General features: G+C 36.7%; 24 protein-coding genes and 1 riboswitch. Of the genes, 15 read left to right on the top strand and 9 right to left on the bottom strand.

Annotated features, from left to right (window positions below; translation table 11 throughout):
* Positions 1 to 41: 41 nt before the first annotated feature.
* Entirely contained in the window at positions 42 to 587 is a 546-nt protein-coding gene (gene lepB, locus FG390_RS09990; protein ID WP_141190884.1) for a signal peptidase I, read from the bottom strand.
* 406 nt (positions 588 to 993) lie between these two features.
* On the opposite strand from lepB, the gene FG390_RS09985 reads away from it, so the two are divergent.
* Positions 994 to 1,821, top strand: a complete 828-nt coding sequence (locus FG390_RS09985; protein WP_246092806.1) for an alpha/beta fold hydrolase — start codon at positions 994 to 996, stop codon at positions 1,819 to 1,821.
* 113 nt (positions 1,822 to 1,934) lie between these two features.
* On the opposite strand, the gene FG390_RS09980 is transcribed toward FG390_RS09985, so the two are convergent.
* Entirely contained in the window at positions 1,935 to 2,381 is a 447-nt protein-coding gene (locus tag FG390_RS09980; RefSeq protein ID WP_141190883.1) for an RrF2 family transcriptional regulator, read from the bottom strand.
* A 157-nt stretch (positions 2,382 to 2,538) separates the two neighbouring features.
* On the opposite strand from FG390_RS09980, the gene hmpA reads away from it, so the two are divergent.
* The 6 genes from hmpA (at position 2,539) to FG390_RS09950 (ending at position 9,236) form a co-directional block, all read left to right on the top strand.
* Entirely contained in the window at positions 2,539 to 3,747 is a 1,209-nt protein-coding gene (gene hmpA, locus FG390_RS09975; protein ID WP_141190882.1) for an NO-inducible flavohemoprotein, read from the top strand.
* 171 nt (positions 3,748 to 3,918) lie between these two features.
* On the top strand, positions 3,919 to 4,704 hold the full coding sequence (locus FG390_RS09970; RefSeq protein WP_141190881.1) for an SDR family oxidoreductase: 786 nt from the start codon (positions 3,919 to 3,921) through the stop codon (positions 4,702 to 4,704).
* Positions 4,705 to 5,104: 400 nt separating this feature from the next.
* Positions 5,105 to 6,550 (top strand): SulP family inorganic anion transporter, encoded by a 1,446-nt coding sequence (locus tag FG390_RS09965; protein ID WP_141190880.1) that lies wholly within the window; start codon positions 5,105 to 5,107, stop codon positions 6,548 to 6,550.
* A 428-nt stretch (positions 6,551 to 6,978) separates the two neighbouring features.
* On the top strand, positions 6,979 to 7,656 hold the full coding sequence (locus tag FG390_RS09960) for a helix-turn-helix transcriptional regulator (protein WP_141190879.1): 678 nt from the start codon (positions 6,979 to 6,981) through the stop codon (positions 7,654 to 7,656).
* Positions 7,657 to 7,742: 86 nt separating this feature from the next.
* On the top strand, positions 7,743 to 8,378 hold the full coding sequence (gene folE / locus FG390_RS09955) for a GTP cyclohydrolase I FolE (protein ID WP_141190917.1): 636 nt from the start codon (positions 7,743 to 7,745) through the stop codon (positions 8,376 to 8,378).
* 78 nt (positions 8,379 to 8,456) lie between these two features.
* Positions 8,457 to 9,236, top strand: coding sequence for an SDR family oxidoreductase (locus FG390_RS09950; RefSeq protein ID WP_309147195.1), 780 nt, complete (start codon positions 8,457 to 8,459; stop codon positions 9,234 to 9,236).
* Between the two features lie 703 nt (positions 9,237 to 9,939).
* Here FG390_RS09950 and FG390_RS09945 read toward each other — a convergent pair.
* From FG390_RS09945 to FG390_RS09935, 3 genes are all read right to left on the bottom strand, one after another.
* Complete coding sequence (locus tag FG390_RS09945; RefSeq protein ID WP_141190877.1) at positions 9,940 to 10,308, bottom strand: YckD family protein; 369 nt, start codon at positions 10,306 to 10,308, stop codon at positions 9,940 to 9,942.
* Between the two features lie 87 nt (positions 10,309 to 10,395).
* Entirely contained in the window at positions 10,396 to 11,202 is an 807-nt protein-coding gene (locus FG390_RS09940; RefSeq protein ID WP_141190876.1) for a hypothetical protein, read from the bottom strand.
* Between the two features lie 180 nt (positions 11,203 to 11,382).
* Complete coding sequence (locus FG390_RS09935; RefSeq protein WP_141190875.1) at positions 11,383 to 12,768, bottom strand: MFS transporter; 1,386 nt, start codon at positions 12,766 to 12,768, stop codon at positions 11,383 to 11,385.
* A gap of 386 nt (positions 12,769 to 13,154) precedes the next feature.
* On the opposite strand from FG390_RS09935, the gene rnhA reads away from it, so the two are divergent.
* On the top strand, positions 13,155 to 13,604 hold the full coding sequence (gene rnhA / locus FG390_RS09930; protein WP_141190874.1) for a ribonuclease HI: 450 nt from the start codon (positions 13,155 to 13,157) through the stop codon (positions 13,602 to 13,604).
* A 511-nt stretch (positions 13,605 to 14,115) separates the two neighbouring features.
* Positions 14,116 to 14,934, top strand: a complete 819-nt coding sequence (locus tag FG390_RS09925; protein WP_141190873.1) for a 5'-nucleotidase, lipoprotein e(P4) family — start codon at positions 14,116 to 14,118, stop codon at positions 14,932 to 14,934.
* A 332-nt stretch (positions 14,935 to 15,266) separates the two neighbouring features.
* On the opposite strand, the gene chrA is transcribed toward FG390_RS09925, so the two are convergent.
* From chrA to chrS, 3 genes are read right to left on the bottom strand one after another with little or no spacing between them, the layout of a single operon-like run.
* Positions 15,267 to 15,809, bottom strand: coding sequence for a chromate efflux transporter ChrA (chrA, locus tag FG390_RS09920; protein WP_141190916.1), 543 nt, complete (start codon positions 15,807 to 15,809; stop codon positions 15,267 to 15,269).
* A gap of 2 nt (positions 15,810 to 15,811) precedes the next feature.
* Positions 15,812 to 16,399 carry a chromate efflux transporter ChrB gene (gene chrB / locus FG390_RS09915; RefSeq protein WP_181406456.1) on the bottom strand — a complete coding sequence of 196 codons (588 nt, stop codon included), beginning with the start codon at positions 16,397 to 16,399 and terminating at the stop codon, positions 15,812 to 15,814.
* A gap of 18 nt (positions 16,400 to 16,417) precedes the next feature.
* Positions 16,418 to 16,897 carry a chromate efflux transcriptional regulator ChrS gene (chrS, locus tag FG390_RS09910; protein WP_141190871.1) on the bottom strand — a complete coding sequence of 160 codons (480 nt, stop codon included), beginning with the start codon at positions 16,895 to 16,897 and terminating at the stop codon, positions 16,418 to 16,420.
* A 441-nt stretch (positions 16,898 to 17,338) separates the two neighbouring features.
* Between chrS and ggt the strand changes: the two genes are divergently transcribed.
* The 3 genes from ggt to FG390_RS09895 all read left to right on the top strand — a co-directional run bounded on the left by ggt (position 17,339) and on the right by FG390_RS09895 (position 22,087).
* On the top strand, positions 17,339 to 18,916 hold the full coding sequence (gene ggt / locus FG390_RS09905) for a gamma-glutamyltransferase (RefSeq protein WP_141190870.1): 1,578 nt from the start codon (positions 17,339 to 17,341) through the stop codon (positions 18,914 to 18,916).
* Between the two features lie 184 nt (positions 18,917 to 19,100).
* A complete protein-coding gene (locus FG390_RS09900) occupies positions 19,101 to 20,159 on the top strand; it encodes a lactonase family protein (protein ID WP_141190869.1) in 1,059 nt (352 codons plus the stop codon).
* 974 nt (positions 20,160 to 21,133) lie between these two features.
* Entirely contained in the window at positions 21,134 to 22,087 is a 954-nt protein-coding gene (locus FG390_RS09895) for an L-lactate dehydrogenase (RefSeq protein WP_141190868.1), read from the top strand.
* Between the two features lie 44 nt (positions 22,088 to 22,131).
* Here the strand turns inward: FG390_RS09895 and FG390_RS16245 are convergent, their stop codons facing one another.
* Entirely contained in the window at positions 22,132 to 22,239 is a 108-nt protein-coding gene (locus tag FG390_RS16245; RefSeq protein ID WP_141190867.1) for a DUF3667 domain-containing protein, read from the bottom strand.
* Between the two features lie 252 nt (positions 22,240 to 22,491).
* Positions 22,492 to 22,603, top strand: a riboswitch (SAM riboswitch).
* A gap of 124 nt (positions 22,604 to 22,727) precedes the next feature.
* On the opposite strand from FG390_RS16245, the gene FG390_RS09885 reads away from it, so the two are divergent.
* The 3 genes from FG390_RS09885 to FG390_RS09875 are packed head-to-tail and all read left to right on the top strand — an operon-like array spanning position 22,728 to position 25,238.
* Positions 22,728 to 23,546, top strand: a complete 819-nt coding sequence (locus FG390_RS09885) for a MetQ/NlpA family ABC transporter substrate-binding protein (RefSeq protein WP_141190866.1) — start codon at positions 22,728 to 22,730, stop codon at positions 23,544 to 23,546.
* A 16-nt stretch (positions 23,547 to 23,562) separates the two neighbouring features.
* Positions 23,563 to 24,576 carry a methionine ABC transporter ATP-binding protein gene (locus tag FG390_RS09880; RefSeq protein ID WP_141190865.1) on the top strand — a complete coding sequence of 338 codons (1,014 nt, stop codon included), beginning with the start codon at positions 23,563 to 23,565 and terminating at the stop codon, positions 24,574 to 24,576.
* Complete coding sequence (locus FG390_RS09875; protein WP_141190864.1) at positions 24,576 to 25,238, top strand: methionine ABC transporter permease; 663 nt, start codon at positions 24,576 to 24,578, stop codon at positions 25,236 to 25,238. The genes FG390_RS09880 and FG390_RS09875 overlap by 1 nt, the downstream gene beginning before the upstream one ends.
* Positions 25,239 to 25,495: the final 257 nt, after the last annotated feature.

Raw genomic sequence — 25,495 nt, 5'->3', positions numbered from 1 at the left:
ATTTAGCATTACATGACGTATTCATTAATGGGAATGATTCACTAATGGACAATTTTGAATTTTGAATAAGGCCAATAGCAAAGATTCACTTTTCCAACAACATTCTTCATATCAATAAAGCCAATCTGACGGCTGTCAAAACTATACAAGCGATTATCCCCCATAACAAATAATTTATCCTTCGGTACTTCGATGGTACCTTCATCAGGGAAATCATTTGTTAATAAACCAGAAAGAATTTTCTTCTTATTTTCATTTAAAAAGGGTTCTTTGACGGCGCGTCCATTAACATGCAAGACATCGTTTTGGTAATCAATTCGATCACCCGGAAGTCCAATAATGCGTTTAACAAAATCTTTATGTTTTGTGGCATGGAAAATGATAATGTCAAATCGCTCTGGCTTACTTAAATTATAATCCATTTTATTTACAATCAGTCGATTGCCATCTTGTAAAGTCGGCATCATAGATTTACCTTCAACAATATATTTAGTGAAAATCACATTCCGAAGAAGAAGAGCGATGATAATGGCACAACCGATGGTGAGCACCCATCGAGTGATATTATTTGATTTTGACACATGCATACCCCCGATTGATCATATAGTTTGTTAATTAAACGATTTGTTTATAGTGCGTGTTCAAAAAGGTGACAAATGAAAAAGGTTGCGGCTAAGTACGCTGGCATTCTGCCTGAACACCAGTACTAGCCCGTCCTGGGTGCCGAGATTCGCAGCTTATCATTTGGTGTACTTTTTGAACAACCTCTTATAGAATATATTCTAGATATCTAGATTTATATATTAAGACAGTATAAATGTTTGTCGCCTATTTCTCTATTGAATAGCTATAATTTACCATGAGTAAATATAGATATACAAGAAATGATCACACCTTAATTAAGTGAAATTTCAGTAGTGGCCGTTTTCTAAGGAGTAATTACCCGATAAGCGAGATTTTCGTACACTTTTCTCTTGAAAGGATGATAGGCCAGTGGAATGCCAAACGACTAAAGCAAAGGTATATTATGAAACAATTGGTGAAGGTCTGCCTATATTAATGATCCATGGCTTTAATCCTGACCATCACTTAATGAAAGGCTGTATGGAGCCTATTTTTAAGAAAAAATCGGGTTATAGACGTATATACATAGATCTTCCTGGAATGGGGAAGACGAGAGATTGCGAGAATGTAAATAGTTCAAATGACGTACTGGATGTATTACTTGAATTTATTCACACTGTCATACCTGAGGGACCATTTTTAATTGCGGGAGAATCTTATGGTGGTTATTTGACCCGTGGCATTATTTCTAAAATGAAAGATCGTATACTAGGTGCTGTTTTTATTTGTCCAATGATTATTCCTAGTATGGATGAGAGAGATTTGCCTTCACATACGATTATTTACGAAGATCGTGCCTTTTTACAATCCTTAAAACAACGTCAACAAGACATATTTAGAACGTCATCCGTCGTACTCGATGAATATAATTGGAATCGATTAAAGGCTGAAATATTAGATGGGTGTTCACTTGCAGATAAAGCCGTATTAAAAAGATTAAAAAGTCAATATGCCTTCTCATTCCAAGTTGATGAAGCTGTTGGCTCATTTGATAAACCTACGCTATTTTTATTAGGTAGACAAGATGCAACGGTGGGTTATAAAGATGCTTTAGGCATAGAAGAAAGATATACAAGAGCAACGACAGTTGTTCTTGATCGAGCAGGGCATAACCTCCAGATTGAGCAGAGTATTTTATTTGAATCTTTAGTTGAAGAATGGATCAAGCGGGTAGAAGAAGATATCAATCATATATAAAATAAACCCCCATACTGTCTAGAAATGGACATTATGTGGGTTTATTTTTTTAGAATACCCAAACAAGATTTACGGCCAAAAAGTTTCAGACAAATAAATGCATATCGATCATTTTAACCATAAAGTGAACTTACAATCATATTTTGTAATACTTGACGATCCCCTAAAACGTCTTCCAATGTATATTTATCTAGAGTAGCTAGAAATTGATTCACCGCTTCATTTAGAATGGCTTGATAGCCGCAAACAGGGGTGATAAAGCATTGGTTATTTTCTCTATTAAAGCATTCAACTAAATGAAAATGGTCTTCAGTATGTCTGATGACCCAGCCTATATTAATATCCTTAGGCGCTTTAGATAAGTAAATTCCTCCGTTTCTGCCTCGTACAGTTGTAATTAACTCTAGTTTTCCTAACTGATGAACAACCTTCATCAAGTGGTTTTTAGATATATGAAAGGCCATAGATAATTCTTCGATGCTAATTTTCTTTTCTTTAGGTAGTGCTCCAAGTGCAATAAGAACACGTAATGAATAGTCACTGAATTGCGTTAATTTCATAATTTCACCTCATATTACATAGTATACTTTTTTTTAATACACGCTGTATACATAAAAAAATGTTCATAAAATTGTCACAAGAAAAGATGTATATTAAATACATGTTATATGTGATAATAGTCACAGACGATAATTTTTTAGAAAGAAGGTATTCTTCGTGGATACAAAAACAATTGAAATTATTAAATCAACCGTTCCTGTATTAGAAAGTAAGGGAGAAGAGATCACCATAGCTTTTTATAAGCACATGTTAGGGACAAATCCAGAACTTAAAAATGTGTTTAATCAAACAAATCAAAAAAGATTAACTCAACCGCGTGCTCTGGCACAAATGGTATTACAAGCGGCGAAACATATCGACCATCTTGAAGCCCTTTTACCATCGGTTAAATTAGTCGCAGAAAAGCATCGAAGTCTAGGCATTAAACCAGAACAATATCCGATTGTTGGTGAGAACCTTTTATGGGCGATCAAACATGTTTTAAAAGATGCTGCAACAGATGAAATTATACAAGCATGGGCAGAAGCATACGGACAAATAGCGGATGTATTTATATCGATTGAAAATGGTTTAAGAGACGAAGTGATGGAAAAGGGCGGTTGGGAAGATTTCGCACCGTTTAAGGTATCCGATATTAAACAAGAAAGTTCAATTATAAAGTCATTTTATTTAAAACCTGAATCTGGCCAGCCGCTTCCTCTTCATCAACCCGGTCAATATATTAGTGTAAGAGTTCGTATTCCGGGTTCTGAGTATTTTCAAATCCGTCAGTATAGTCTCTCAGACGTGCCAAATGAGGATTATTTGAGAATAAGTGTCAAACGGGAAGAAGGCGGAGATCAATATCCTGAAGGTTTGGTTTCCAATTACTTGCATGATCAAATAAAACCGGGTGATACGCTTGAAGTAAGTGCCCCTGCAGGAGAGTTTACATTACAATCTTCCGAAAGACCCATTGTTTTTATTAGCGCAGGTATTGGTCAAACCCCTTTAATGTCTATGACTAAAAAGGTTATTAAAGAAAATCCTAAACGTCATATAACATGGATTCATTCTGCAAAAGATGCAGACAAACTTGCGTTTAAAGAAGAATTAACAAAACTAAAAGAAAAAGCACCACAACTTAAAATTCATATTGCCTTATCACAAGACACAAATAAATATGAAGATATAAAAAGATATGGCAGAATTGATAGTGAGTGGTTAGAAAAATTGATTGAGTCCAAGGATGCAGACTTTTATTTCTGTGGGCCAACGACCTTTATGAGTCAAATATATAATATATTGATTGGCTGGAACGTTCCTGAATCTCAAATTAACTATGAATTTTTTGGACCTAAAGGAGATTTAGCCATAAAAGACTAATGATCAATAATATGAAAGACAAATAGTTAAAAACCAGACATTCTAAATAAATAGAGTGTCTGGTTTTTTTATATAAAGGATGTGTGGATTGTTTTTAAAAATAGCTACTTTTAAGTTATGATAGAAATAAGATGATCGAAATACGATGTTTAAAGGAAGGTATAGGTATTTATGAACCTAAATTTACAAGGAAAAGTTGCACTTGTCATTGCCTCAAGTCAAGGTCTTGGAAAAGCGATAGCTACTGAGTTAGTAAAAGAAGGGGCTAATGTCATGCTGACCAGTCGGGATGAGACAAAACTTGCACATGTTCATAAGCAATTACTTGCCTATGAATCTGGACAAGTAGTGTATTGCAAAGCGGATATTACAAAAATGTCCGATATTACAAACCTTATCGAAAAAACGCATCAGGCATTTGGAAAAATCGATATATTAATTAATAATGGCGGTGGACCACCCGCTGGAACATTTGATGATTTTTCGGACCAGGATTGGCAGAAAGCATTCGAATTAAACCTCTTAAGTTATATTCGTTTAACGAGAGCTGTTCTTCCGGATCTAAAACAATCTGGTGGTCATATTATGTCTGTTGTTTCTTCATCAGTTAAACAACCAATTCCGGGTCTTATCTTGTCAAATACCATTCGTACTGGCGTTATAGGTTTAATGAAAACTTTAGCAGAAGAACTTGCTCCATACAATATTTTGGTTAATACGGTTGCTCCTGGACGAATTGATACAGATCGAGTAAAATCACTGGATCAAAAAAAGGCTGATGAAACAGGTCTTCCTGCAGATGAAGTCGCAAGGCAGTCTAAAGAAGAGATCCCACTTAATCGATATGGAACTCCAGAAGAATTTGGTCGCATGGTGGCTTTTATGGTTTCTAGTGGCAATACATATATGACAGGACAAACATTCCTCATTGATGGCGGTGCAGTTAAAGTCATTTAGAAATCTATGTTGATTTTTGATCTATGTAAAAAGGTCATTATTTCCCTACCTATTTGATCCTTATTTTAAGATGAACAAAAGCTAAGAGAATGAACCAAGTGTCCATTCTCTTTTAAAATAGGTGGGTTATCCAAATTCAACATGATCCTCTTTTGTAACGATTTTTTTCCATTTTGAAGATTCGTCATGACAACTGGTGTAACAACAAGGAACCATGTCTTTTAAAAATTCTTCTAATAGTCTAGGTCCTTGTTTAACGGATTGTCCATTTTTTCACAAAGGATTTGACCTCTTTAACTTGAAACATATGAAATGTTGTTCTCATCTAGTTGTCTGAATAAATTATGTCTCCTATAATAAAAACCATAGGATTATTTTAAAAAATGAAAAGTGGTGCAAGATGATAAATCACATAAAAAAGGAATGGTTTTCAAACATTCGAGGAGATATATTAGCCGGAATCGTTGTTTCTTTAGCCCTTATACCTGAGGTAACCGGTTTTTCAATTATTGCAGGCGTCAGTCCGATGGTAGGTTTGTATGCTTCTTTTTGTACGGCTATGATTATTGCATTTGTAGGTGGAAGACCAGGCATGATTTCCGCTGCGGCTGGAGCGATGGCTTTGGTACTTGTTGGTCTAGTCAAAGATCATGGGATTCAGTATATGTTAGCGGCTACCTTTTTAACAGGGATTATTCAATTTATTTTAGGGTTATTGAAAGTAGGCAGGTTAGTAAAATTTATCCCTCATGCGGTCATGATCGGCTTTGTTAATGCCTTAGCTATTTTAATTTTCACCTCACAATTTGCCTCTTTTTCAGGTGAGTCTTGGATAATGTATGCGATGGTTGCAGGCGGACTCATGATTATTTATCTTTTTCCTAAAATAACGAAATCCGTTCCCTCCGCCTTAGTTGCTATCATTGTGATTACGATTGTTTCGATTTGGTTGGGAAGTCCTGTTAAAACAATTGGTGACATGGGAAAGGTATCAAGTATGTTGCCACATTTTTTAATCCCTGATATCCCATTTAATTTTGAAACGCTTTTGATTATTTTACCCTATTCCATATCACTGGCCATTGTTGGGTTAGTAGAGACTTTATTAACAGCCCAATTGATTGATGAAGAAACGAATACGGAAAGTCAAAAAAACAGAGAATGCGTTGGGCAAGGAATAGGGAATATGTTTAACGGATTATTCGGCGGAATTGCAGGGTGTGCCATGATAGGACAATCCGTCATCAATCTGAAGTCCGGTGGAAGAGGCAGACTTTCGACATTTGTTGCAGGGGCCTTTCTTTTTCTTCTCATGATGGTGTTACGTGACATTGTTGTTCAAGTCCCCCTTGCTGCGTTAGTCGCTGTCATGTTCGTTGTGGCCTTAAGTACGTTTGATTGGACATCATTGAAACGGCTTCATAAATTTCCAAAAACGGATGTCGTTGTGATGGTAGTGACTGTCATCGTTGTTGTGATCACTCACAATCTCGCCTTTGGTGTCATTACAGGAATTATTTTAAGTGCCATTTTCTTTGCGGCAAAAATTTCAAAAATCAAAATTTCAAAAACCATAGATGAAGAAAAACGCACTCTTTTTTATAAAGTTGAAGGTCAGCTATTCTTTGCTTCTGTCACCGATTTTGTTGCTTCTTTTGATTTTAATCCTGAAGGAATAAAAGGCATTGTTATTGATTTCACACGTGCCCATATCTGGGATGAATCAGGAGTAGCTGGTGTAGACAAAATTGTAGAGAAATACAAGGAAAACCATATTGATGTAAAAATCAGAGGATTGAATCATTCTAGTGAACAACTATTAGATAAGGCATCCGCCATTAATTAAAAAAATATATACCTGAGCTGCTCCCTTAAAAATGAGGGAGTTTCTTTTATGGGAAAAAAGTCCAAAAGGTCCCTTAGCTATCTTTATGTTTTTCTCCCTAGTCTTTCATGAGTAAAATACATAGGCTCCAAAGTTCCTTTAAACCTGGTAAATTAGACATATTCTAGATGAACCATCAAAAAAGGGGTAGACGGTAGAAAAAGTCGTAAACAAAATTTCTCCAGGATCAGATTTTCTAATTGTAGGTTAACCAAGTTTTACAACATATAACTTTGAAAACTAAAATAATAGATATATAATGAAATTACACATAAACCCAATATTTTAGGAAGGAAATTTGATGCTGGTCACATCACCTATTTTGTTTGTCGTTTGGGCTTGGGGAAAAAGTAAGAATAAAAATAGAATATGTACAAGGAGGAGGACAGATGAATGTCAATAGTTTTCCAGAAACGAAACGCGAAATATTAAAAATATTAAAGGAATCCGGTTCTGCCTCTATCGCCATGCTTCAGTCAAAATTAGACATGACGGGTGAGGCTCTAAGGCAGCACCTCCTTCAATTAAGGCAAGAGGGTTTTGTGGAGAGGAAAAGCAAAAAGAGTAAAGACCCAGCAGGTGGAAGACCGGCCAAACAGTACTATTTAACACTTGAAGGGGAACACCTTTTCCCTAAAAATTATGATCAATTAACAATGGAAATTATTGATACAGTGGCAGATAACCTTGGCCAAGATGCTTTATTAAAGATTTTAGAAACAATGACAAAAACACGTGTCAAAAAATGGGAACCTCAATTACAAGAATTGGATATTAACGAACGTGTTGAGGCGTTAAAAGGGCTATATCTCCAAGATGATGTGTTTATGGAAATTGAAGAGTCGGAGAATGCGATTAGCTTAATTGAACATAACTGTCCTTTTTTAAATGTTGCAACGAAAAGACCCGCACTATGTAGTGTCACAATCTCTACCCTTACTCAATTGCTAGGGTACAAAGTAGAAAGAACCAAACGATTTCAAAATGGCGACGGACGATGTGTTTTTCGTATATCGCTTGATCAACCTGTGGATGTAGATTCATACCATTTTACTCTTGAAAAATAGAGACTTAAAGTAATAAATGTGTTACTTCTATTACCCTAATTACTGGAGTGTGAGAGACATTGAATACAACGAAAGAAGCTAACTTAATGTTGGAAAAAGAGCATACGCTCATTACTAAAAATTTCCCCGAGACTTTTAGTAGTCCTTTGAAATTTAATAAAAAAGTTGATCAGGCTCGTCATATTATGGAAGCTTTTAAGGATCTAATTGATTTATGTGGGGATAATCCTAATAGAGATGGTCTTAAAGAAACACCTTATCGGGTACTTAAGGCATTTCTTGAATACACCGAAGGCTATCGTGAAGAGCCCAAACTCCATCTGGAAAAAACATTTGACGTTGATCACAAGGAATTAGTTCTAGTGAAAGATATTGAGTTTTATTCGATGTGTGAACATCACTTTGCACCCTTTTTTGGGGTAGCTCATGTTGGGTATATTCCCAATCGGAAGGTTACTGGACTTTCTAAAATTGCTCGGATGGTTGAGGGATATGCGAAAAGATTTCAGGTTCAAGAGCGTATGACAACCCAAATATCTGAAGCTATTGAAGAAGTTCTTGAACCAAAAGGGACGATGGTTGTTATTGAAGCCAAGCATATGTGCATGTGCGGAAGAGGAATTAAAAAATCAAGTGCATCCACGACCACTTCTTCTGTTCGGGGTATTTTTGCAGATAAACCAGATGCAAGAGCGGAGTTTTTATCCTTACTTAATAAATAAGCCCACGATCTAAGAGTATTTATTTTATTATATTGTTAATTAAAATTAGTGGGATCTTTAGAAATCTTAAAATTAAGGGTGAGTATTTTGAGCAATAAGGTTGCTTTAATAACCGGGAGTGCAACTGGTTTAGGAAAACGTACTGCGATAGAATTAGCCAAAAATGGAATAGATATTGTGTTGAACTATGTTCACAGTTCAGAGTCTGCAAAGGAAACTTCTCGTTTTATTTCTGAAACCTATGGCGTACGGTCTATGGCTATTCAATCGGATATTAGTCTTTTGGAAGATGTTCATAAACTCGTAAATCATACTCATTCTGTGATGGGTAGAATTGATATTCTCGTTCATAATGCTGGTCCTTTTATTAAGGAAATGAAAAAGATGAGTGAATACACGACCGAGGAATGGAATTCAATAATTAATGGTAATTTAACCAGCGTTTTTTATCTATCAAAAGAAGTATTTCCCTTGATGCGTGTAAATAAGTGGGGAAGAATGATTACCATTGGATTTGATAGAGTAGAAACAGCTCCGGCATGGAAATTTCGTTCCGCTTATGCTGCAGCAAAATGCGGGACTGCCTCTTTGACTAAAACGCTCGCTATCGAAGAAGCTGAAAATGGAATCACAGTTAATATGGTTTGTCCAGGAGATATTCGTAATAAGTTTAAAGAAATGAATATTGAAGATGTTCGAGGTAAGAGTGACCTAACTAATCCAGTTGGAAGAACTGGCACCGGAGAAGACATTGCACGTGTCATTTCGTTCCTTTGCAATGAAGATTCTGATTTCATAACAGGGTCTATCATTTCGGTTACAGGCGGTAAAGATGTGTTAAATAAACATAATTCATGATGGTGAATTAATCAATACAAAAAGAAGCACAAATTAAAGTGAACCCTCCTGTTCTAACACTATCAATTCACTGACTAAGTAATCAAAAAATATCATTGATACGACTTAAAATTCCAAATGCCCATTAATGGGTACTTGGTTTATTTTGGAGTCGTGACAGCGTTGTTGTCATATTCACATTAAGGAGTAAATGGAGGTTGAAAATATTCTTTAAGAGGTTGTTCAAAAAGTCACCAAATGATAAGCTACGAATCTCGGCGTTGGCTAGTTTTTCCGGTCCTCATGTAGCAAAAACCTACATTCCGGCCCTCAAAACAGCGCCGCCTTGATCTTCTTGCTTCTAATTTGTCACCTTTTTGAACACGCACTTTAATAGGATTCCTACAACGAATATGCAAATTTTGAGACAGAAAAAGCCGATTTTCTGTATGTAAAAAATCGACTTTTTTTGTTACCATCAGTTGGAAAAGCAAAAGTAAATTTTAATATTTCCATGATAGTGAATAACTTTAAGAAAGTAATTTATATTTAACTTCATTTCTTAAGATCAATATTAAGTGTTGTTTCGATTTTAGTGATCTCTATCTGTTTTTTCCCCGGTCCTTTATGAGTAAAATAGGCCCCAAAGTTCTTCCAAACTCAATCAAAGAGTATTCGACTTATTCTAGGTGAACCACCAAAAAGAACTAGCAATGAGCTTTCATTAACGTGCTTGTTCGTTCCAAGAGTGATGCATTTGGCCATGATGTGGTCCAGTAGGGAGGAAACCGTTTTGTTCGAGTTTTTCATACCGACGTTCCATATGAGCGATAATCATTTGTCCTTGTGCTTTACTGAGTATGCCGTAAGACACGTATTTTTCAATTATTTTTGTTTTATCTTTTATCATTTGTTTATGTAATTTGGCAAGTTCGGCCTTTTGTGGATCTGAAAGTTTCACTTGTTTGATCCCTGGGCTAGGTTGTTGGTATTGTTGTGGCGTTTGTGGGGATTGAGCATGTACCGATGTTGTTCCTAATAGAATGAGTGTCAATGGTATAACATATACAACTTTTTGTAAAAAATGTTTCAATTAAAATTCTCCTTTGTTTTAGTTTTTCTTAGTATGCGTCTTAATAAATAAACTATGTATATTTTTTGAGTGGATAGAGAGTTTTCGTTAACTGCTTCTTATTAAATAAAATGTGTAACTCATTAACAGACTAAATAAGGAGAAAAGGATGGCAATACTAGAGAATACTAGAAGGTAAACGTTGTATTGAGTTACAAAAGAAATAGGTGAACGACTGTTAAAATGACTCATTTGGGCTATACCATTTCCAATTAAAATAACGATATATAAAGTTATTAAACCACTTATTGCTCCTTTTATATCTTGAGGGCTTAATGCAATATGAGAAGCAATACATATACTTAAGAAAAGGTACAAATAAAACAATGGGTTAATGAGATTTTCTAAAGAAAAAAGATGTTTCAATAGAAATGTATTCGCTGAGATAAAAACTGACAGAGATGGTTGATTCGATGTTTGATTTTGAACATATTCTTTGAATAGGTGATAACAATCAGGCACAAATAAATACAGGAGAAGGAGAAGGGACCCTATTCCGCTAAAGACAGGTGCAATCCCAATGAAGAAATGACCTATCATTTGATAAAGACTCCCTCGATTGAATCGATGAATAACATAACCTAATGTTCCATCCTCGCTTTTTGTTTGAAGAAGTTTGATTTTCACGACTTGGTGATGAAAAATAAAGCACATCAGGGCATGCCCTATTTCATGAATAGGTGTACCTAGCCAGGCTGTAAATAAAATGCCTTTCATTCCAAACGCACGCATCATGAAGAAGTTGGACCAACGCTCGATTTGTCCAAGCAGGTAACCAATAATGATGACAACACCAACAAGATTGATTAATTCTATTAAACTTTGGATTAGGATATGTAAATAGATGTTTTGCATCTAGGTTTATCTCCTTGATTCATTCTATTAAACGACATATTCTTTCAATCTAGTATGTTCAATTCTAACTATCTTTAGACAGAGATTGTCAGCATTTGAAAAAAGAAAAAACCACGGTTAAGCGGTTTTTCCCTTTTTGAGAAAAAGACCTAAAACGCAATGTGTCCTTGTTGCCTTCAATTATGATGGATTTTTTACCTTCCATTTTTCACGTCGTTTTAATAAATCATTGATAATACGTGGATAGATTTTGTCAACTTTATAGAATAATAATAAAATAATTTGAATGATAGATAAGATAATAGGTAAATAGATAAACATGAAACAAATACCTGCCGCAGCGGTATCAGGTTGGTGTGAAGAACCCCCGCTATAGTGCGTTAGGGATAAAATCCAGCCAACTAACGCAATAGCTAGGCCATTTCCTGCTTTTGTTCCAAAGCTACCTGCACTATAGGTTAACCCCTCCGTACGAATTCCTGTTTTCCATTCACCATATTCGATGGTATCCGCTATCATCGCAAACTGTGAGCCAACAACACTAGCAAATCCTAAACCACGAACAAATAGCCCTATTACGATGAATGTAATACTCGTTGGATCAATGATCATCGGGATGGATCCTAATAAACTAATAATGATCCCAATGATCATGGTGTTTCTTTTTCCCACATGGGCGATTAATTTCGGCATAAGGAATAATCCTAACAGTTGAGGAATATTTAAGGCTACTCCAAGGACTCCAACGAGTGATGAATCTTTTAGAATAATATGAGCGTAATATACATTAATAGCACTAGCTAAACCGATCAATGTAAATGAAACAATAAGGAACATGACCAAAATAATCCAATATTTATTCCTAAAGAGAGCCTTAAATCCTTGATGTAGGGGGACATCCTTTTTTCGTTTCGGTTGTCTAACTCTTTCTTTTGTCGTCTTAAAGGTGATAAAAAAAGCGAGCATACTTATTACAGAATAAAAAACATAAGTGATGATCCAACCTCTTTGACTACCTCCAAAGAGATTTGTAATAGGGATTGTCAATCCTGTTACGAGTACCGTACCTATCACCGCACAAGCCATTCGATAAATATTTAACATACTCCGACTAAATTGATGACGAGTAATTAATGAGTTTAATACACCATACGGAACATTAATACCTGTATAAATAAGATTAAACAAATTATAGGTCACAACGATATAGATTATTTTACCTATTAAATTAAGATCAGGGACAGTAAAGACCAAGATAGTGGAAAGGGCGAATGGAATGGTTAACCAAAAGATCCAAGTACGAGCTTTCCCATGTTTTGATTTTGTTTTATCGGTAATGATTCCCATCCCGATATCTGTAAACCCATCAAGTATACGAGAAGCAAACATAATCGTACCGATGATTCCAGCCGAAATCCCTCCAACAATGTCTGTATAGAAATAGGTTATGAAAGCACTGATCGAAGCATAAATAAGGTTACTTGCGAAATCTCCTATACCATAACCCAAATTTTCTTTTAATGTTATTTTTGATTGATGTTTTTTCACTTTATTATGAGTTCTCAAAAGAAAACCATCTCCAGTCGAATTTATGGACTAGTCAAATATTCAAAAAAACAGATCACGTCTCAAAATTTTTTCCTAAGGTTTGAATTATTACATCTCGGACTTCGGGTTAATGCCACCTCCACCTTATTAATGCAATCTTTTACTCCATTAAATAGAGCTTAAAAAGGCGTTTTCACAACTAACTTTATAAGTTAAGCAATTTCACGGTCTGACATGTAATCAAAATATACCCGTAAAGAGCTTTAGTAAACTAGAGAGCAAGCAGGTGCCTGCTAGTGATTCTGTAATTAAGATGGTAGGAAGTAATCTTTGATTAGATGAAAGAAAAAATCGAGACATTAGTGTATAGTAAGGACAGTGACTAAAACGCAAGAGGTGATAAAATGGAAAACATCGTAATTTATTGTGATGGTGGCTGCAGAGGCAACCAAAGTGATCATAACGTTGGCGGATGGGGAGTGGTTCTTCAATACAAAGGTAATACGAAAGAACTTTATGGAGGCGCCTTAAATACAACAAATAACGTGATGGAGCTGACTGCCGCAATAAAGGCACTTGAAGCCATTAAAACAACTCACATTCCAGTCGATATTCATGCCGATAGTGCCTATGTTGTGAATGGTATGACAAGCTGGGTTCAAGGCTGGATTAAAAAAGGTTGGAAAACAGCTGGCAATAAACCGGTTAAAAATAAAGAGTTATGGATGAGATTATATGAACTTTCAAAAATGCAGGATACCATTCGTTTTAATAAAGTAAAGGGACATAATGGTGTTGAATTGAATGAACGTGCGGATGAACTTGCTAATCGCGGGATGGATGAGGCAAGATAGAAGTAATATAGATGCTATGCGGTGACTTACTTGTCACCGCAATTTTTGACTAAATAATGGGAATAAATCGAATGCTTTTGTTTGCATAGTTGAAAATTCAGACCATTTTACATATTTTTTGAAGAACGGAAACAATCTTGTCCAAATTTACATATCGCATCACAGTCATTACGCAAGTCTTTAAATAAAATATAGGATATAGATGATGTATTGATGTGATTGAAAGATGGTCTCAGTAACTGTGCTTGGATCTCTTTTTCTCTCTTTTCTGGTGCGACAAGATTAAGCGGTATAGGATTTTCGGTGTAATTTGTGTCAATTATATCATGGCAAGATCGATGAAAAGATCAATAGTAAGTTACGAATAACGGAACTTTGATATTGGCAAATCCCCAATGATTGAAGTTCCTTTTTTTACTGGTAGTTTAAGATTCCTTCACATAAAAACATTGAATTAAGTCAAACTATTCATTGTAATCAAACGGAAATTGTGTGAAAGGAATGACTTATAATGAGAAGAAAACTAAATTGTTTAATCATGGCTCTTTTATGTGTGACATTCATCTTTGATACTCAAAGTTCATATGCAAAAGATGGAATGAATCATAAAGAGCAAACTAACGAACAGAGCATAATGGCAGATTTATGGTTTCAAACATCTGGAGAAGCTCAAGCACTCTATTATCAAGGTTATAATATTGGAACTGAAAAGTTGAAACAAGCTTTAAAAAAGAAATACAGTAAGAAGCCAGGGGTTGTATTGGATGTAGATGAAACGATTGTCAACAATAGTCCGCTAGACGCTAAATTTTCAAAAGTTGGTCAAGGCTCTTTGAATGAAAAGGAATGGCGCAAATGGATTGCCAAAGCAAAGGCAGAGCCGTTACCAGGGGCCTTAGACTTTTTAAAAGAAGCCGATCGAAGAGGGGTTGATATCTATTATATTTCAGATCGCTCAGATAAAACCTTAAAACGAACGATGCTTAATCTTAAAAATATCGATGCACCTCAGGTTACAGAGAATCACGTCCTTTTAAAAAGGGATCACGAGAAAAATAAGAATCGACGACGTAAACTCGTTGCAAAGACGCATCGCATTTTACTTTATTTTGGCGACAACTTATCAGATTTTGAGGGATTTGAGTACCCAACGATAAAAGATAGAAGAAATAAAGTGGATAAAATGAAGCGTGCCTTTGGAAATAAATTTATAGTGTTTCCAAACCCTATGTACGGACATTGGGAAAAAGCTCTTTACAATGGTAAAACCAAGATTTCAAATGAAGAGAAGCTCAAAATAAGAAAAAGCTTACTTCAAGGAGATGAATGAATACTAAAAGTGCATGTTCAAAAAGGTGACAATTGAAAAGGGTTACTGGCTAAGTACGCTGGCGTCCTGAAAGAAACGCCAGTTACTTGCCCGTCCTGGGCGTCGGAAGGCTAAGAGCGGCGGCAAGTTCCCGAGGACCGGCATTCCTCGCGTTGTGGTAGCTTCAGGCGCCAGCCACAGGACGTGAGCGATTTTAGCCAGAGATCCTCTTGTATCCGCTACATGAGGACCGGAAAAAACGAGAAGGCGCCGAGATTCGTAGCTTATCATTTGGTGACTTTTTGAACAACCTCTAAAAGAACAGGCCGTCTGACCTGTTCTTTTAGTATTAATTAAATATGAAGATGAGGAACAACAAGTCCACCATAAATAAAAGCAATAATAATAACGATAGCTGGATGAACTTTTAATTTTGTCATGGCTAGAAACGATATGGCAGCAATAATGATGGCTTGAATAGGTCCCAGTGAATGGATGGAATCTCTTCCCATTTGCCATGTTAATACAATCATCATAATGGCAATAACAGGCTGTACAAGTAATGTCATTCCTTTAACGACTGAAGATTGACGGTGTTTTTGAAGCAACTTTAGTAAAAGAATAAGGGCAATGGATGAAGGTGCAATTGTAGCAACGACAGCCACGATAACACCAAAAACCCCCGAAACGTTATAGCCGACATAGGCAGCAATTTTGGTGGATATCGGGCCAGGTAAGGCGTTGCCTAGGGCTAGCATGTTAGAAAAGTCGATATTTGTTAGCCACTGATAGTGGGTAACCACTTCTTGATACATAAGAGGAATGGACGATGGACCACCACCATAACCCAGAATATTAGCGACAAAAAAACCTAGAAAAACGGAAATTAAACTCATCATTATATGGCCTCCCGGTCTCTATCATGGTGTTTGTTGATTTTGTTTTTAAGTTTATAATGAACCGTCCCATAGGCTAGAAAAAGAATGATGACGATGGCGGGATGGACCGGAATAATTTGAAGCATAACGAAAGCGATGATAAAGGTAGCAAACCCTAATACCCAACCTAACCCTTTCACAGCTTTACTCCCAAACTTATAAGCCATTTGGCCAAGCATGACGGCAATAACAGGTAAAACGGCTGCAATCATGCCTTCAATAAATGGAGAGCTTTTTAGAACACTGATTAAGGAAGCAAGGGCAATCATCGCTAAACAAGTTGGGAGAATATGTGCAATAATCGCAACAGCAGCGCCTAGAGAGCCTTTCGTTCGATAACCAAGATAGCCTGCAATTTTGGTTGCAATGGGTCCAGGCAGGGCATTCGCTAATGCTAGGACTTCACCAAATTCTTCATCTTCTAACCAATGATAACGGTTAACGGCTTCATGTCTAAATAACGGCATGACGGATGGTCCGCCACCATAACCAAGAATGCCGGTACGAACCATAGCAATTACTAGATCTTTATATGTATGACTCATAATGATTCACCTCTTCATTTATTATAGTTTCATACCCATACGGCTTTTATAACGTTTAATGAGAACTTGGCAATCGACACTAATAACGCCTTCCATTGGATACAATTTTTCAACAAGGAAGTTTTCCATCTCTTTATTGCTCGAGAAGATCCCATGCATGTGTAGTTTACTTGGTCCAGTCATGTGATAAAGGCTTGTCACAGCAGGATCAAGTGATAATTGTTCAGCAACCGATTGAAGATGTTGAGGTTCAACTTCGACATTGTAAAAGGCTGAAACATCCATCCCAATTTGAGAAGGATTAATGACGGCAGTAAATTTTTCAATAATGCCTTTTTCCATTAAGTTCGTTACACGGGTAGCAACAGCTACTCGGGATAATCCAACTCGTTTTCCAAGATCCGTAAAGGAGATTCTTCCATCTTCATGGAAAATCGTAAGTATTTTTTTATCGATTTCATCTAGTTTCGATTCAGGAAGTTCAAATGCTGCAGGATTCATGTCTTTTTCATCCTCTCTTATCTAAATTCAGCCTAACATATCGTACTTTAACTAAATCAAAACATTTCTATTCGTTAGTATTACACAGTATATTCTTACGTTATATCAATTATTAGAATAAACGATAAACGAATAGAAGTAAATGATGTTTTATTAAATATGTTCTTAGCTTAAATCTTTTAAAAAGGAAAAGAAGGTAGGATATATTGGTTTATGATAAATTACGTTTCGAAATAATTATATTCATTATATATACGTTATGATACTTATTTCTTACGGAAAGTTACAAATAACTCCATTTATTGAAAAACTAACAACGAATAGGTTGAACGGTCTTGACTAAGTTCAAAGGATCATCTAACATGAATTTTAAGGTTTTCTTTCTTAAAATAATTCGAATAATTATAAATACTGATAGTGCGTTAGAAAGGGGTCTTTTTGGTGAATCAATCCATTATTGGGACTAGACAGATGGTTGTTAGTCCGCATTATCTGGCTTCAATGGCAGGAAATCAAATCTTGCAAAAAGGAGGAAATGCCTTTGATGCAGCGGTGGCTGTGAGTGGTTGCCTTGCCGTTGTCTATCCTCATATGACTGGATTAGGCGGAGATTCATTTTGGCTGACTTATCGCAACAAAGATAAGACTATTCGGGCTTATAATGGAAGTGGCCGATCAGGAGGTAAAGTGACAAGAGGGGCCTTTGCTGGTAAAAGCAGTATTCCTTTTCGTGGGATAGAGAGCATCATTACAGTCCCTGGTATGGTAGACAGTTGGGACGCCATTTTGAATGAGTATGGAAGTATGACTTTAGCGGAAGTTCTTGAGCCTGCGATTGATTACGCTGAACATGGCTTCCCTTTCTCTGAAGATCAGCATTTTAATACCAAAATAAATACCAAATTACTTTCGGAAACTCCGATTACTTCGGATATATACATGCCAAATGGGAAAATACCTGAAATAGGTGAACGCTTTATACAAAAAGACTTGGCAAGAACATTATCAGCGATATCAGAGTTTGGTAGAGATATATTTTATAAAGGTGAAGTTGCACAGGCTATCGTTTCCTATTTGCAAGGTCAAGGGGGCTTGTTGACAGAAGAGGATTTTGCGTCACATCATGGAGAATGGGTCACACCTATTTCAGCGACTTATCGTGATTATACTATGTATCAAGTCCCACCAAACTCACAAGGATTTATTGGTCTATTAGTCCTCAATATTTTAGAAAATTACGATTTTGGAAAAATTAAGCATGGCTCTTTTGAGTATTATCATCTGTTAGTTGAAGCTATAAAAAAGGGGATTCATGAACGAAATCAAGTTCTTACGGATCCAGAGTTTTTTGATATACCATTAGACCGGTTGTTAAGTAAAACATTCGCAAAAGAACTTGCCTCTTCCATAGATGTAAATTCGAATGAGGTTCAATCGCCATCAATGGGAAGTGACACGGCTTATGCAGCGGTTGTTGATAAAGAGGGAAACGCCGTCTCGTTTATTCAAAGTCTTTATTTTGAATATGGTTCAGGTGTCGTAGCAGGAAATACAGGCATTATCATGCAGAATCGGGGATCTTTCTTTTCTTTAGACCCAGAGCATGTTAATACGTTAGAACCCAATAAACGGACGTTCCACACGCTTATGCCTGCTATGGCTTGTAAAGATGGCAAGCCAAGGATTCTATATGGAACGCAAGGGGGGGAGGGGCAGCCTCAAACCCAAACAGCCATTATTACCCGAATGATTGACTATGGTATGGAGCCACAGCAAGCTCTAAATGAACCTAGATTCGTCTGGGGAAAAACATGGGGCGAAGAGACCCAAGAACTCAAAATAGAAGACCGAGTTGATGAGAAATCCGTGACAGAGTTAAAGCAAGCGAAGCATCAAGTGAATATTGTGAATTCATTTGATAAAGTCATGGGCCAAGCTCAAGCCATTCTCATTGATGACCAAGGATTTTTAAAAGGCGGTGTTGATCCGAGAGGCAATGGAGCAAGCGTAGGAATTTAACTAAAAGAGTAAGTCATTTTAAAAGCAGAACAAATCACTTGATCTGTTCTGCTTTTTATGGTGTATTTAATAGCAAAAGAGTCATTTTGAAAGCGTTTGATAATCTGAAACTAACAGAGTTATTTAAAGAAGTCTTGAAATCAGATGTGCTATAATGTCTTATAAAATTGAAGGAGGGTTTTGAATGGCTAACTCAAAACAGTTCATTGGCTACATTGGAACGTATACCAATGGTGAAAGCCAAGGTATTTATCGTTTTACTTTAGATACGGACAAGCCTAAAATTACAGATGTTGAGCTTGCTGGTACAATAGATAATCCTACATATTTAGCCATTAGTGAAGATAATAAGTATCTTTATTCAGTCATAAAAGAGGGGACATCAGGAGGGGTAGCGTCCTTTTTGATTGATGCGGAGACGAATGATTTAAAACCAATTAATCACGAACTTCTCGAGGGGGCAGCTCCTTGTTACGTCGGTATAAATAAAGAAAATAGTCATCTCCTATCATCAAATTACCATAAAGGTACGGTTGGCCTTTATTTAGTAAAAGACGATGGCTCTATTAGTCCAGCTGTTTCGATTGTTAGACATGAAGGGTCAGGGCATTATGAAGAAAGACAGGAAGCCCCGCATATCCATTATTCCGCTTTTACCCCAGATCAAAAGTTCGTCGTTGTCGTCGATCTTGGAACAGACCAACTGGTTACATACAAAATCGAGAAAAATACATTAAAAACAGTCCATACACTTGACTTTAGTCCAGCTAGTGGTGTGCGTCACCTTGTTTTTCATCCTACAAAACCCTATGCTTACGTCATGACAGAATTAACTTCTGAAGTGGTTTCACTAAAATTTAATGCTGAAGATGGTCGTTTTTCTATCATTGAATACCAATCGACCTTACCAGAAGGTTATAAAGAAACTAGCAGCGGCAGTGCTATTCACATCACTCGTGATGGACGCTTTGTCTATACAGCAACGCGCGGACACGACAGTATTGGTGTATTTGAAGTAGACGATAAAACGGGAAAATTGACGTTAGTTGAAATTACTTCTACAGAGGGAAAAGGCCCAAGAGATTTTTCTTTAGATCCAACCGAAAAATTCCTTATCGCAGCCAACCAAAACTCGAACAATCTTGTCTTATTTATTCGAGATGAAGAAACCGGAAAGCTGACGTTGGTAGATGGAGAACCAGAAGTGCATGATCCTGTTTGTGTTAAGTTTTTAAATGTATAGTGTCATTTTATGTAGAGTTTATATACGAATCCAGAAGTAGCATAATTCGGTGCCGAAGTTCCTCAATAAATCCGAAAGTGGCTCAATTCGGCGCTGGAGTTCCTCAATAAATCCGAAAGTGGCTCAATTCGGCGCTGGAGTTCCTCAATAAATCTAGAAGTGGCTCAATTCGGCGTCGAAGTTCCTCAATAAATCCGAAAGTGGCTCAATTCGGCGCTGGAGTTCCTCAATAAATCCGAAAGTGGCTCAATTCGGCGCCGGGGTTCCTCATTACCAACAAAAAAATAGTTGACGAGATAAGAAATTGTCTGTATAGTAAGTACTGCATTAATACCAACTAAATTGATTGGTATACTAACCTAATTGTTCTTGTCATGGGATATCAGTCATAATGACTTTAGAGAGTATTTTTAATAAATACTTTAGTTTTCCCAGCAAGTCAACGAAAGACTTGGTAGATAAGATTGAATGAATAGGTAGTACACACCCCACCTTTTAGCTCTTCTTTTGCTTTTCAGCATTAAGAAGAGCTTTTTTTAAATTTATCTGAAAAAAACGGTTAAACTAATAGAGGTTGTTCAAAAAGTCACCAAATGATAACTTGCGAATCTCGGCGCCCGCTTGTTTTTTCCGGTCCTCATGTAGCGGATACAAGAGGATCTCTGGCTAAAATCGCTCACGTCCTGTGAGCAACGTTGAAGCTACCACATCGTGTGGAATGCCGGTCCGCAAAACAGCGCCGCCTTGATCTTCTTGCTTCTAATTTGTCACCTTTTTGAACATACACTTTTAGCTCTTCTTCTGCTTTTTAGCATTAAGAAGAGCCCTTTTTTAATTTATCTGAAACAAAACGGTTTAACTAATAAAATTTCTTTAGATAATCCAAAAGACTAAACATTGTTTAAATTCAGTAGAAACGCTATGATAATAGTATAAAAAGGTATGTGTAAAAAACCAGCAAGGGGGATACATAGATGACAGGATCTATAAGACGAATGGGTATTATAGGAGTAGGAAACGTGGGGAGTGCGGCGGCTTTCTCCGTTATTCATCAAGGGATTTGTGAGGAATTAACACTAGTGGACATCAAAAAGGAAAAAGCGATTGGAGAAGCTATAGATTTTGCAGATAGTATTGGTTTTTTATCTTCTAGAACAAAAGTGAAATCTGGTGAACTATTGGACTTAAAAGATTGCGATGTTATTTTAATTAGTGTGGCGGGTGAACCGTTAAAACCAGGAGAAACTCGATTAGATTTGTTAAAGGGCACATCTGCTATAATTAAGGACATTATCCCGCCTTTAAAAGAAGCTGGATTTAACGGTATATATGTTGTGGCGACGAATCCATGTGATGTGATTACCTATTTAACTTGGAAACTATCAGGTTTACCACGTAATCAAGTTATTGGTACGGGAACGGCCCTAGATAGCAGTCGTTTTAGAAAACTTTTATCTGAACATTTGCATGTCGATTCACGCAGCATTACCGCTTATATGTTAGGAGAACATGGTGAATCACAATTTGGTGCTTGGTCACACGTTTCTGTTGGCGGGAAACCAATTCGTGAATATATCGAGGATCATAAAGAGAACATTGAGGCTTTCAACTTTGATGAACTTTCGGAACATGCGAAACGTGAAGGCTGGAATGTTTTTAATCGTAAAGGAAAAACAGAATATGGAATAGGCAATGCCCTTGCCTTTATAGCGAAGTCCATTCTTAACGATGCATATACAGTATCTCCGGTCTCTGCTGTATTGGTAGGCGAGTATGGCCAAAATGATCTTGCCATTGGTGTACCAGGGATTCTTTGCCGAGAAGGCTTAAAACAAGTCATTGAACTGGATCTTGATGAAAAAGAGCAAGCATTATTTAAAAATTCAGCTAGCGTTATAAAAGACAATATCGCCTCCGTTAAACTTTAATAGATGATCTTAATTCATATAAACTAAATCTGGTCATTTTTTCTCTATAAGTGTGTGTTCAAAAAGGTGACAAACGAAAAGGGTGCTGGGTAAGTACGCTGGCATCCTGAAAGAAACGCCAGTACTAGCCGTCCTGGGCGTCGGAAGATCAAGGCGGCGCTGTTTTGAGGATCGGCATTCCTCGCGTTGTGGTAGCTTCAGGCGCCAGCCACAGGACGTGAGCGGTTTTGGCCAGAGATCCTCTTGTATCCGCTACATGAGGACCGGAAAAACGAGTGGGCACCGAGATTCGTAGCTTATCATTTGGTGACTTTTTGAACAACCTATATAAAGAAAAATAAAAATTTGTTGACAATATTCGACGAAACCATGTATAGTAAACATACTGAAAAGAATTGAATATCATCTTATCTAGAGCGGTGGAGGGAAAGGCCCGATGAAACCCGGCAACCAAGCCTTTTTTAAGGGTTCAGGTGCTAATTCCTACAAAACCTATATGGTTTTGAAAGATAAGAGAAGTAGAGTCATTCAAACCGCTTCTCTATCGAGGAGCGGTTTTTTGGGAATAAAAACTAGATAGAAGATATTTTAATTTTCAGACACAATTCATAGTAAAACACTAAGAACAGGGGGAAAAGAAATGAAGAAATCAGTAAAAATTTTATCAATTGGTTTAGCTATTATTTTATTGTTTGCTTTGTCAGCATGCGGTCAAAACGGTTCAAAAGAATTAAGCACAAAAGAAGTTACAGTAGGAGTAACGGGTGGTCCTCACCAACAAATAATGGAACAAGTTGCGAAACTAGCTAAAAAAGACGGTTTGAAAATCAATTTGAAAGTATTTAACGATTACAATACACCAAATACGGCTTTAAGCGAAGGCAGCTTAGATACAAATAGCTATCAAACACTTCCATTCTTAAAAGGACAAATAAAAGACAAAGGCTACAAAATTACCGATGTTTTCAAAACCGTTGCTTTTCCAATGGGCGTATATTCTAAAAAAATCAAAAGCTTGAAAGATCTTAAAAAAGGCGATTCAATTGCGGTACCGAACGACCCGGCAAATGAATTACGTGCCTTGCAATTGTTTGAAGCAGCTGGTGTTATCAAATTAAAAGACGGTGTTTCACAAAAAGCAACGAAAAAAGATGTTGTTGAAAATAAATTGAACTTACAAATTAAAGAACTCAATGCTGAATCTCTTCCAGCACAACTTAATGAAGTAACTGCTGCAGCCATTAATACAAACTTTGCGATGGGTGCCGGATTAACGATTAACAAAGATGCGATTTACCATGAACCCATTAAAAACAACCCGTATCCGAACTATTTTGTAGTTCGTACAGAAAATAAAAAAGATAAAGTTGTAAAAACAATTGAAAAATATTATCACTCAGACGAAGTTAAAGCTTATATCGCAAAACAATTTGGTGGTTCGGTTGTACCTGCTTGGTAAGGAGGACTTGTAAATTATGATCAGTCTGCAAAATGTATCAAAAACTTTTGAAGTCGGTAAGAAGAAAGTTGAAGCATTAAAAGATGTTTCAGTTGAGATTGATAAAGGCGAAATTTTCGGTATCATTGGTTTTAGTGGTGCAGGGAAAAGTACATTAATTCGTTGCGTTAATTTACTTGAAAGACCAACAAGTGGAAAAGTGATCATTGATGGTACCGATATTTTAACTTTAAAAAAGAAAGATCTTCAGAAAGTACGCCGGAATATCGGTATGATTTTCCAAGGTTACAACTTATTGAAGACGGCAACGGTCTATCAAAATATAGCTATACCGCTTCGATTGGAGGGGGTACCTGCAGCTGAGATTAAAGAACGAGTGAAGAAATATTTAGGGATTGTTGGACTCGCCGATAAAGCAAAATCCTATCCTGGTGAACTTTCTGGTGGGCAAAGGCAGCGTGTCGCTATTGCGCGTGCCTTGGCTCATGAACCAGAGGTTTTGCTTAGTGATGAAGCAACGAGTGCACTTGATCCCACAACCACTGAACAAATTTTAGAGCTACTTTTAAAAATTAATAGAGAACTCGGAATTACGATTTTTCTTATTACACACGAACTGGATGTTATCCAACGAATCTGTGACCGTGTGGCTGTCATGGAACAAGGCCAGATCGTGGAACAAGGAAAAGTTGTAGATGTCTTTACAAAGCCTAAACATCCTAGGACGAAAAGTTTTGTAAGAAACAAAGACGTCTTTCATGTCCCTGAAGCGATAAAAAAACAACTTGAGAAATCGGGTAAACTGGTTGCTCTTACTTTCCTTGGTGAATCATCAAAAGATCCATTCTTAGCGACAATTGCCAAAAAGTTCGATATCTTGCCAAGTATTATTGCTGGAGGAATTGATCAATTAAAGGATCAATCTGTTGGTAATTTATTGGTTCATTTAAAAGGCGAAGAACCAGAAATTAAAAAAGCCATTTCCTATCTTCAAGCTGGGGAAGTTCTTGTAGAAGAGGTGAGTAACTGATGAGTTCCTTTATTAATGAATGGGGAGATACTATTTGGCAAGGCTTTATTGATACATTAAAAATGACATCCATCTCTTTAATTATTTCCATTATTATTGGATTACCGCTTGCCATTTTACTGGTGTTAACGAGAAAGGGCGGAGAAGCTGAAAATCGAATCGTATATGCGATATTGAATACGGTGATTAATATTATTCGCTCTATCCCTTTTATCATCTTGCTATTCTTTATTCTTCCTTTTACAAGACTTGTTGCACAAACGACAATTGGAGTTCAAGGGGTTATTGTTCCATTGGTCGTTTATACAGCCCCATACATTGCGAGGCTTATTGAATCTGCATTACTTGAGGTTGACCGTGGGGTTGTTGAAGCCTATCAATCTATGGGAATATCGACAAATAAGATCATTTGGTTCGTTATCGTTCGTGAATCAAGAGCATCGATTGTCTTGGGCTTAACCATTGCTACAATCGGTCTCATTGGTGCAACAGCTATGGCAGGTCTAGTTGGTGCAGGTGGCCTTGGAGATATTGCGTATCAATTTGGACATCTAAGATTCCAACCAGATGTCATGTATACAACCATTATTATTCTCATCATTATGGTTCAAGCCATTCAAACACTCGGCAATTTACTTGCTCGTAAACTTAGAAAAAATTAATCTATTTCATTGTTAAAAGAGTAGACCGTATATTTTTGGCGGTCTACTCTTTTTTTGTTAGGTTTATTGTTAAAATAACAAAGACTCATAACAGAACGGTAGTGTTTTTTTTGACTTACTTTCGAACAGGTAGTTTAAAGCAGTAAGAACTTTTTTCCATCAATTTCTCTCTAATATGTGAAAGGGATTCATTCGTTTTGAATATATATCCAAGCACAAAAGTTGAAACATCATCAGTTTAGTTATAAACTGATGAT

Origin of the sequence: Terrilactibacillus laevilacticus, from assembly GCF_006517395.1 — a bacterium.
GTDB lineage: Bacteria > Bacillota > Bacilli > Bacillales > Sporolactobacillaceae > Terrilactibacillus > Terrilactibacillus laevilacticus.
Note: the sequence above shows the minus strand (reverse complement) of the source record. Positions and strands in the feature narration are given on the sequence as shown.

Coding starts and splice junctions, on each gene's coding strand:
- lepB (WP_141190884.1), bottom strand. CDS start 587: ATGCATGTGTCAAAATCAAATAATATCACTCGATGGGTGCTCACCATC.
- FG390_RS09980 (WP_141190883.1), bottom strand. CDS start 2,381: ATGAAATTAACGCAATTCAGTGACTATTCATTACGTGTTCTTATTGCA.
- FG390_RS09970 (WP_141190881.1), top strand. CDS start 3,919: ATGAACCTAAATTTACAAGGAAAAGTTGCACTTGTCATTGCCTCAAGT.
- FG390_RS09965 (WP_141190880.1), top strand. CDS start 5,105: ATGATAAATCACATAAAAAAGGAATGGTTTTCAAACATTCGAGGAGAT.
- FG390_RS09960 (WP_141190879.1), top strand. CDS start 6,979: ATGAATGTCAATAGTTTTCCAGAAACGAAACGCGAAATATTAAAAATA.
- folE (WP_141190917.1), top strand. CDS start 7,743: ATGTTGGAAAAAGAGCATACGCTCATTACTAAAAATTTCCCCGAGACT.
- FG390_RS09940 (WP_141190876.1), bottom strand. CDS start 11,202: ATGCAAAACATCTATTTACATATCCTAATCCAAAGTTTAATAGAATTA.
- rnhA (WP_141190874.1), top strand. CDS start 13,155: ATGGAAAACATCGTAATTTATTGTGATGGTGGCTGCAGAGGCAACCAA.
- FG390_RS09925 (WP_141190873.1), top strand. CDS start 14,116: ATGAGAAGAAAACTAAATTGTTTAATCATGGCTCTTTTATGTGTGACA.
- chrA (WP_141190916.1), bottom strand. CDS start 15,809: ATGAGTTTAATTTCCGTTTTTCTAGGTTTTTTTGTCGCTAATATTCTG.
- chrS (WP_141190871.1), bottom strand. CDS start 16,897: ATGAATCCTGCAGCATTTGAACTTCCTGAATCGAAACTAGATGAAATC.
- FG390_RS09900 (WP_141190869.1), top strand. CDS start 19,101: ATGGCTAACTCAAAACAGTTCATTGGCTACATTGGAACGTATACCAAT.
- FG390_RS09895 (WP_141190868.1), top strand. CDS start 21,134: ATGACAGGATCTATAAGACGAATGGGTATTATAGGAGTAGGAAACGTG.
- FG390_RS09885 (WP_141190866.1), top strand. CDS start 22,728: ATGAAGAAATCAGTAAAAATTTTATCAATTGGTTTAGCTATTATTTTA.
- FG390_RS09880 (WP_141190865.1), top strand. CDS start 23,563: ATGATCAGTCTGCAAAATGTATCAAAAACTTTTGAAGTCGGTAAGAAG.
- FG390_RS09875 (WP_141190864.1), top strand. CDS start 24,576: ATGAGTTCCTTTATTAATGAATGGGGAGATACTATTTGGCAAGGCTTT.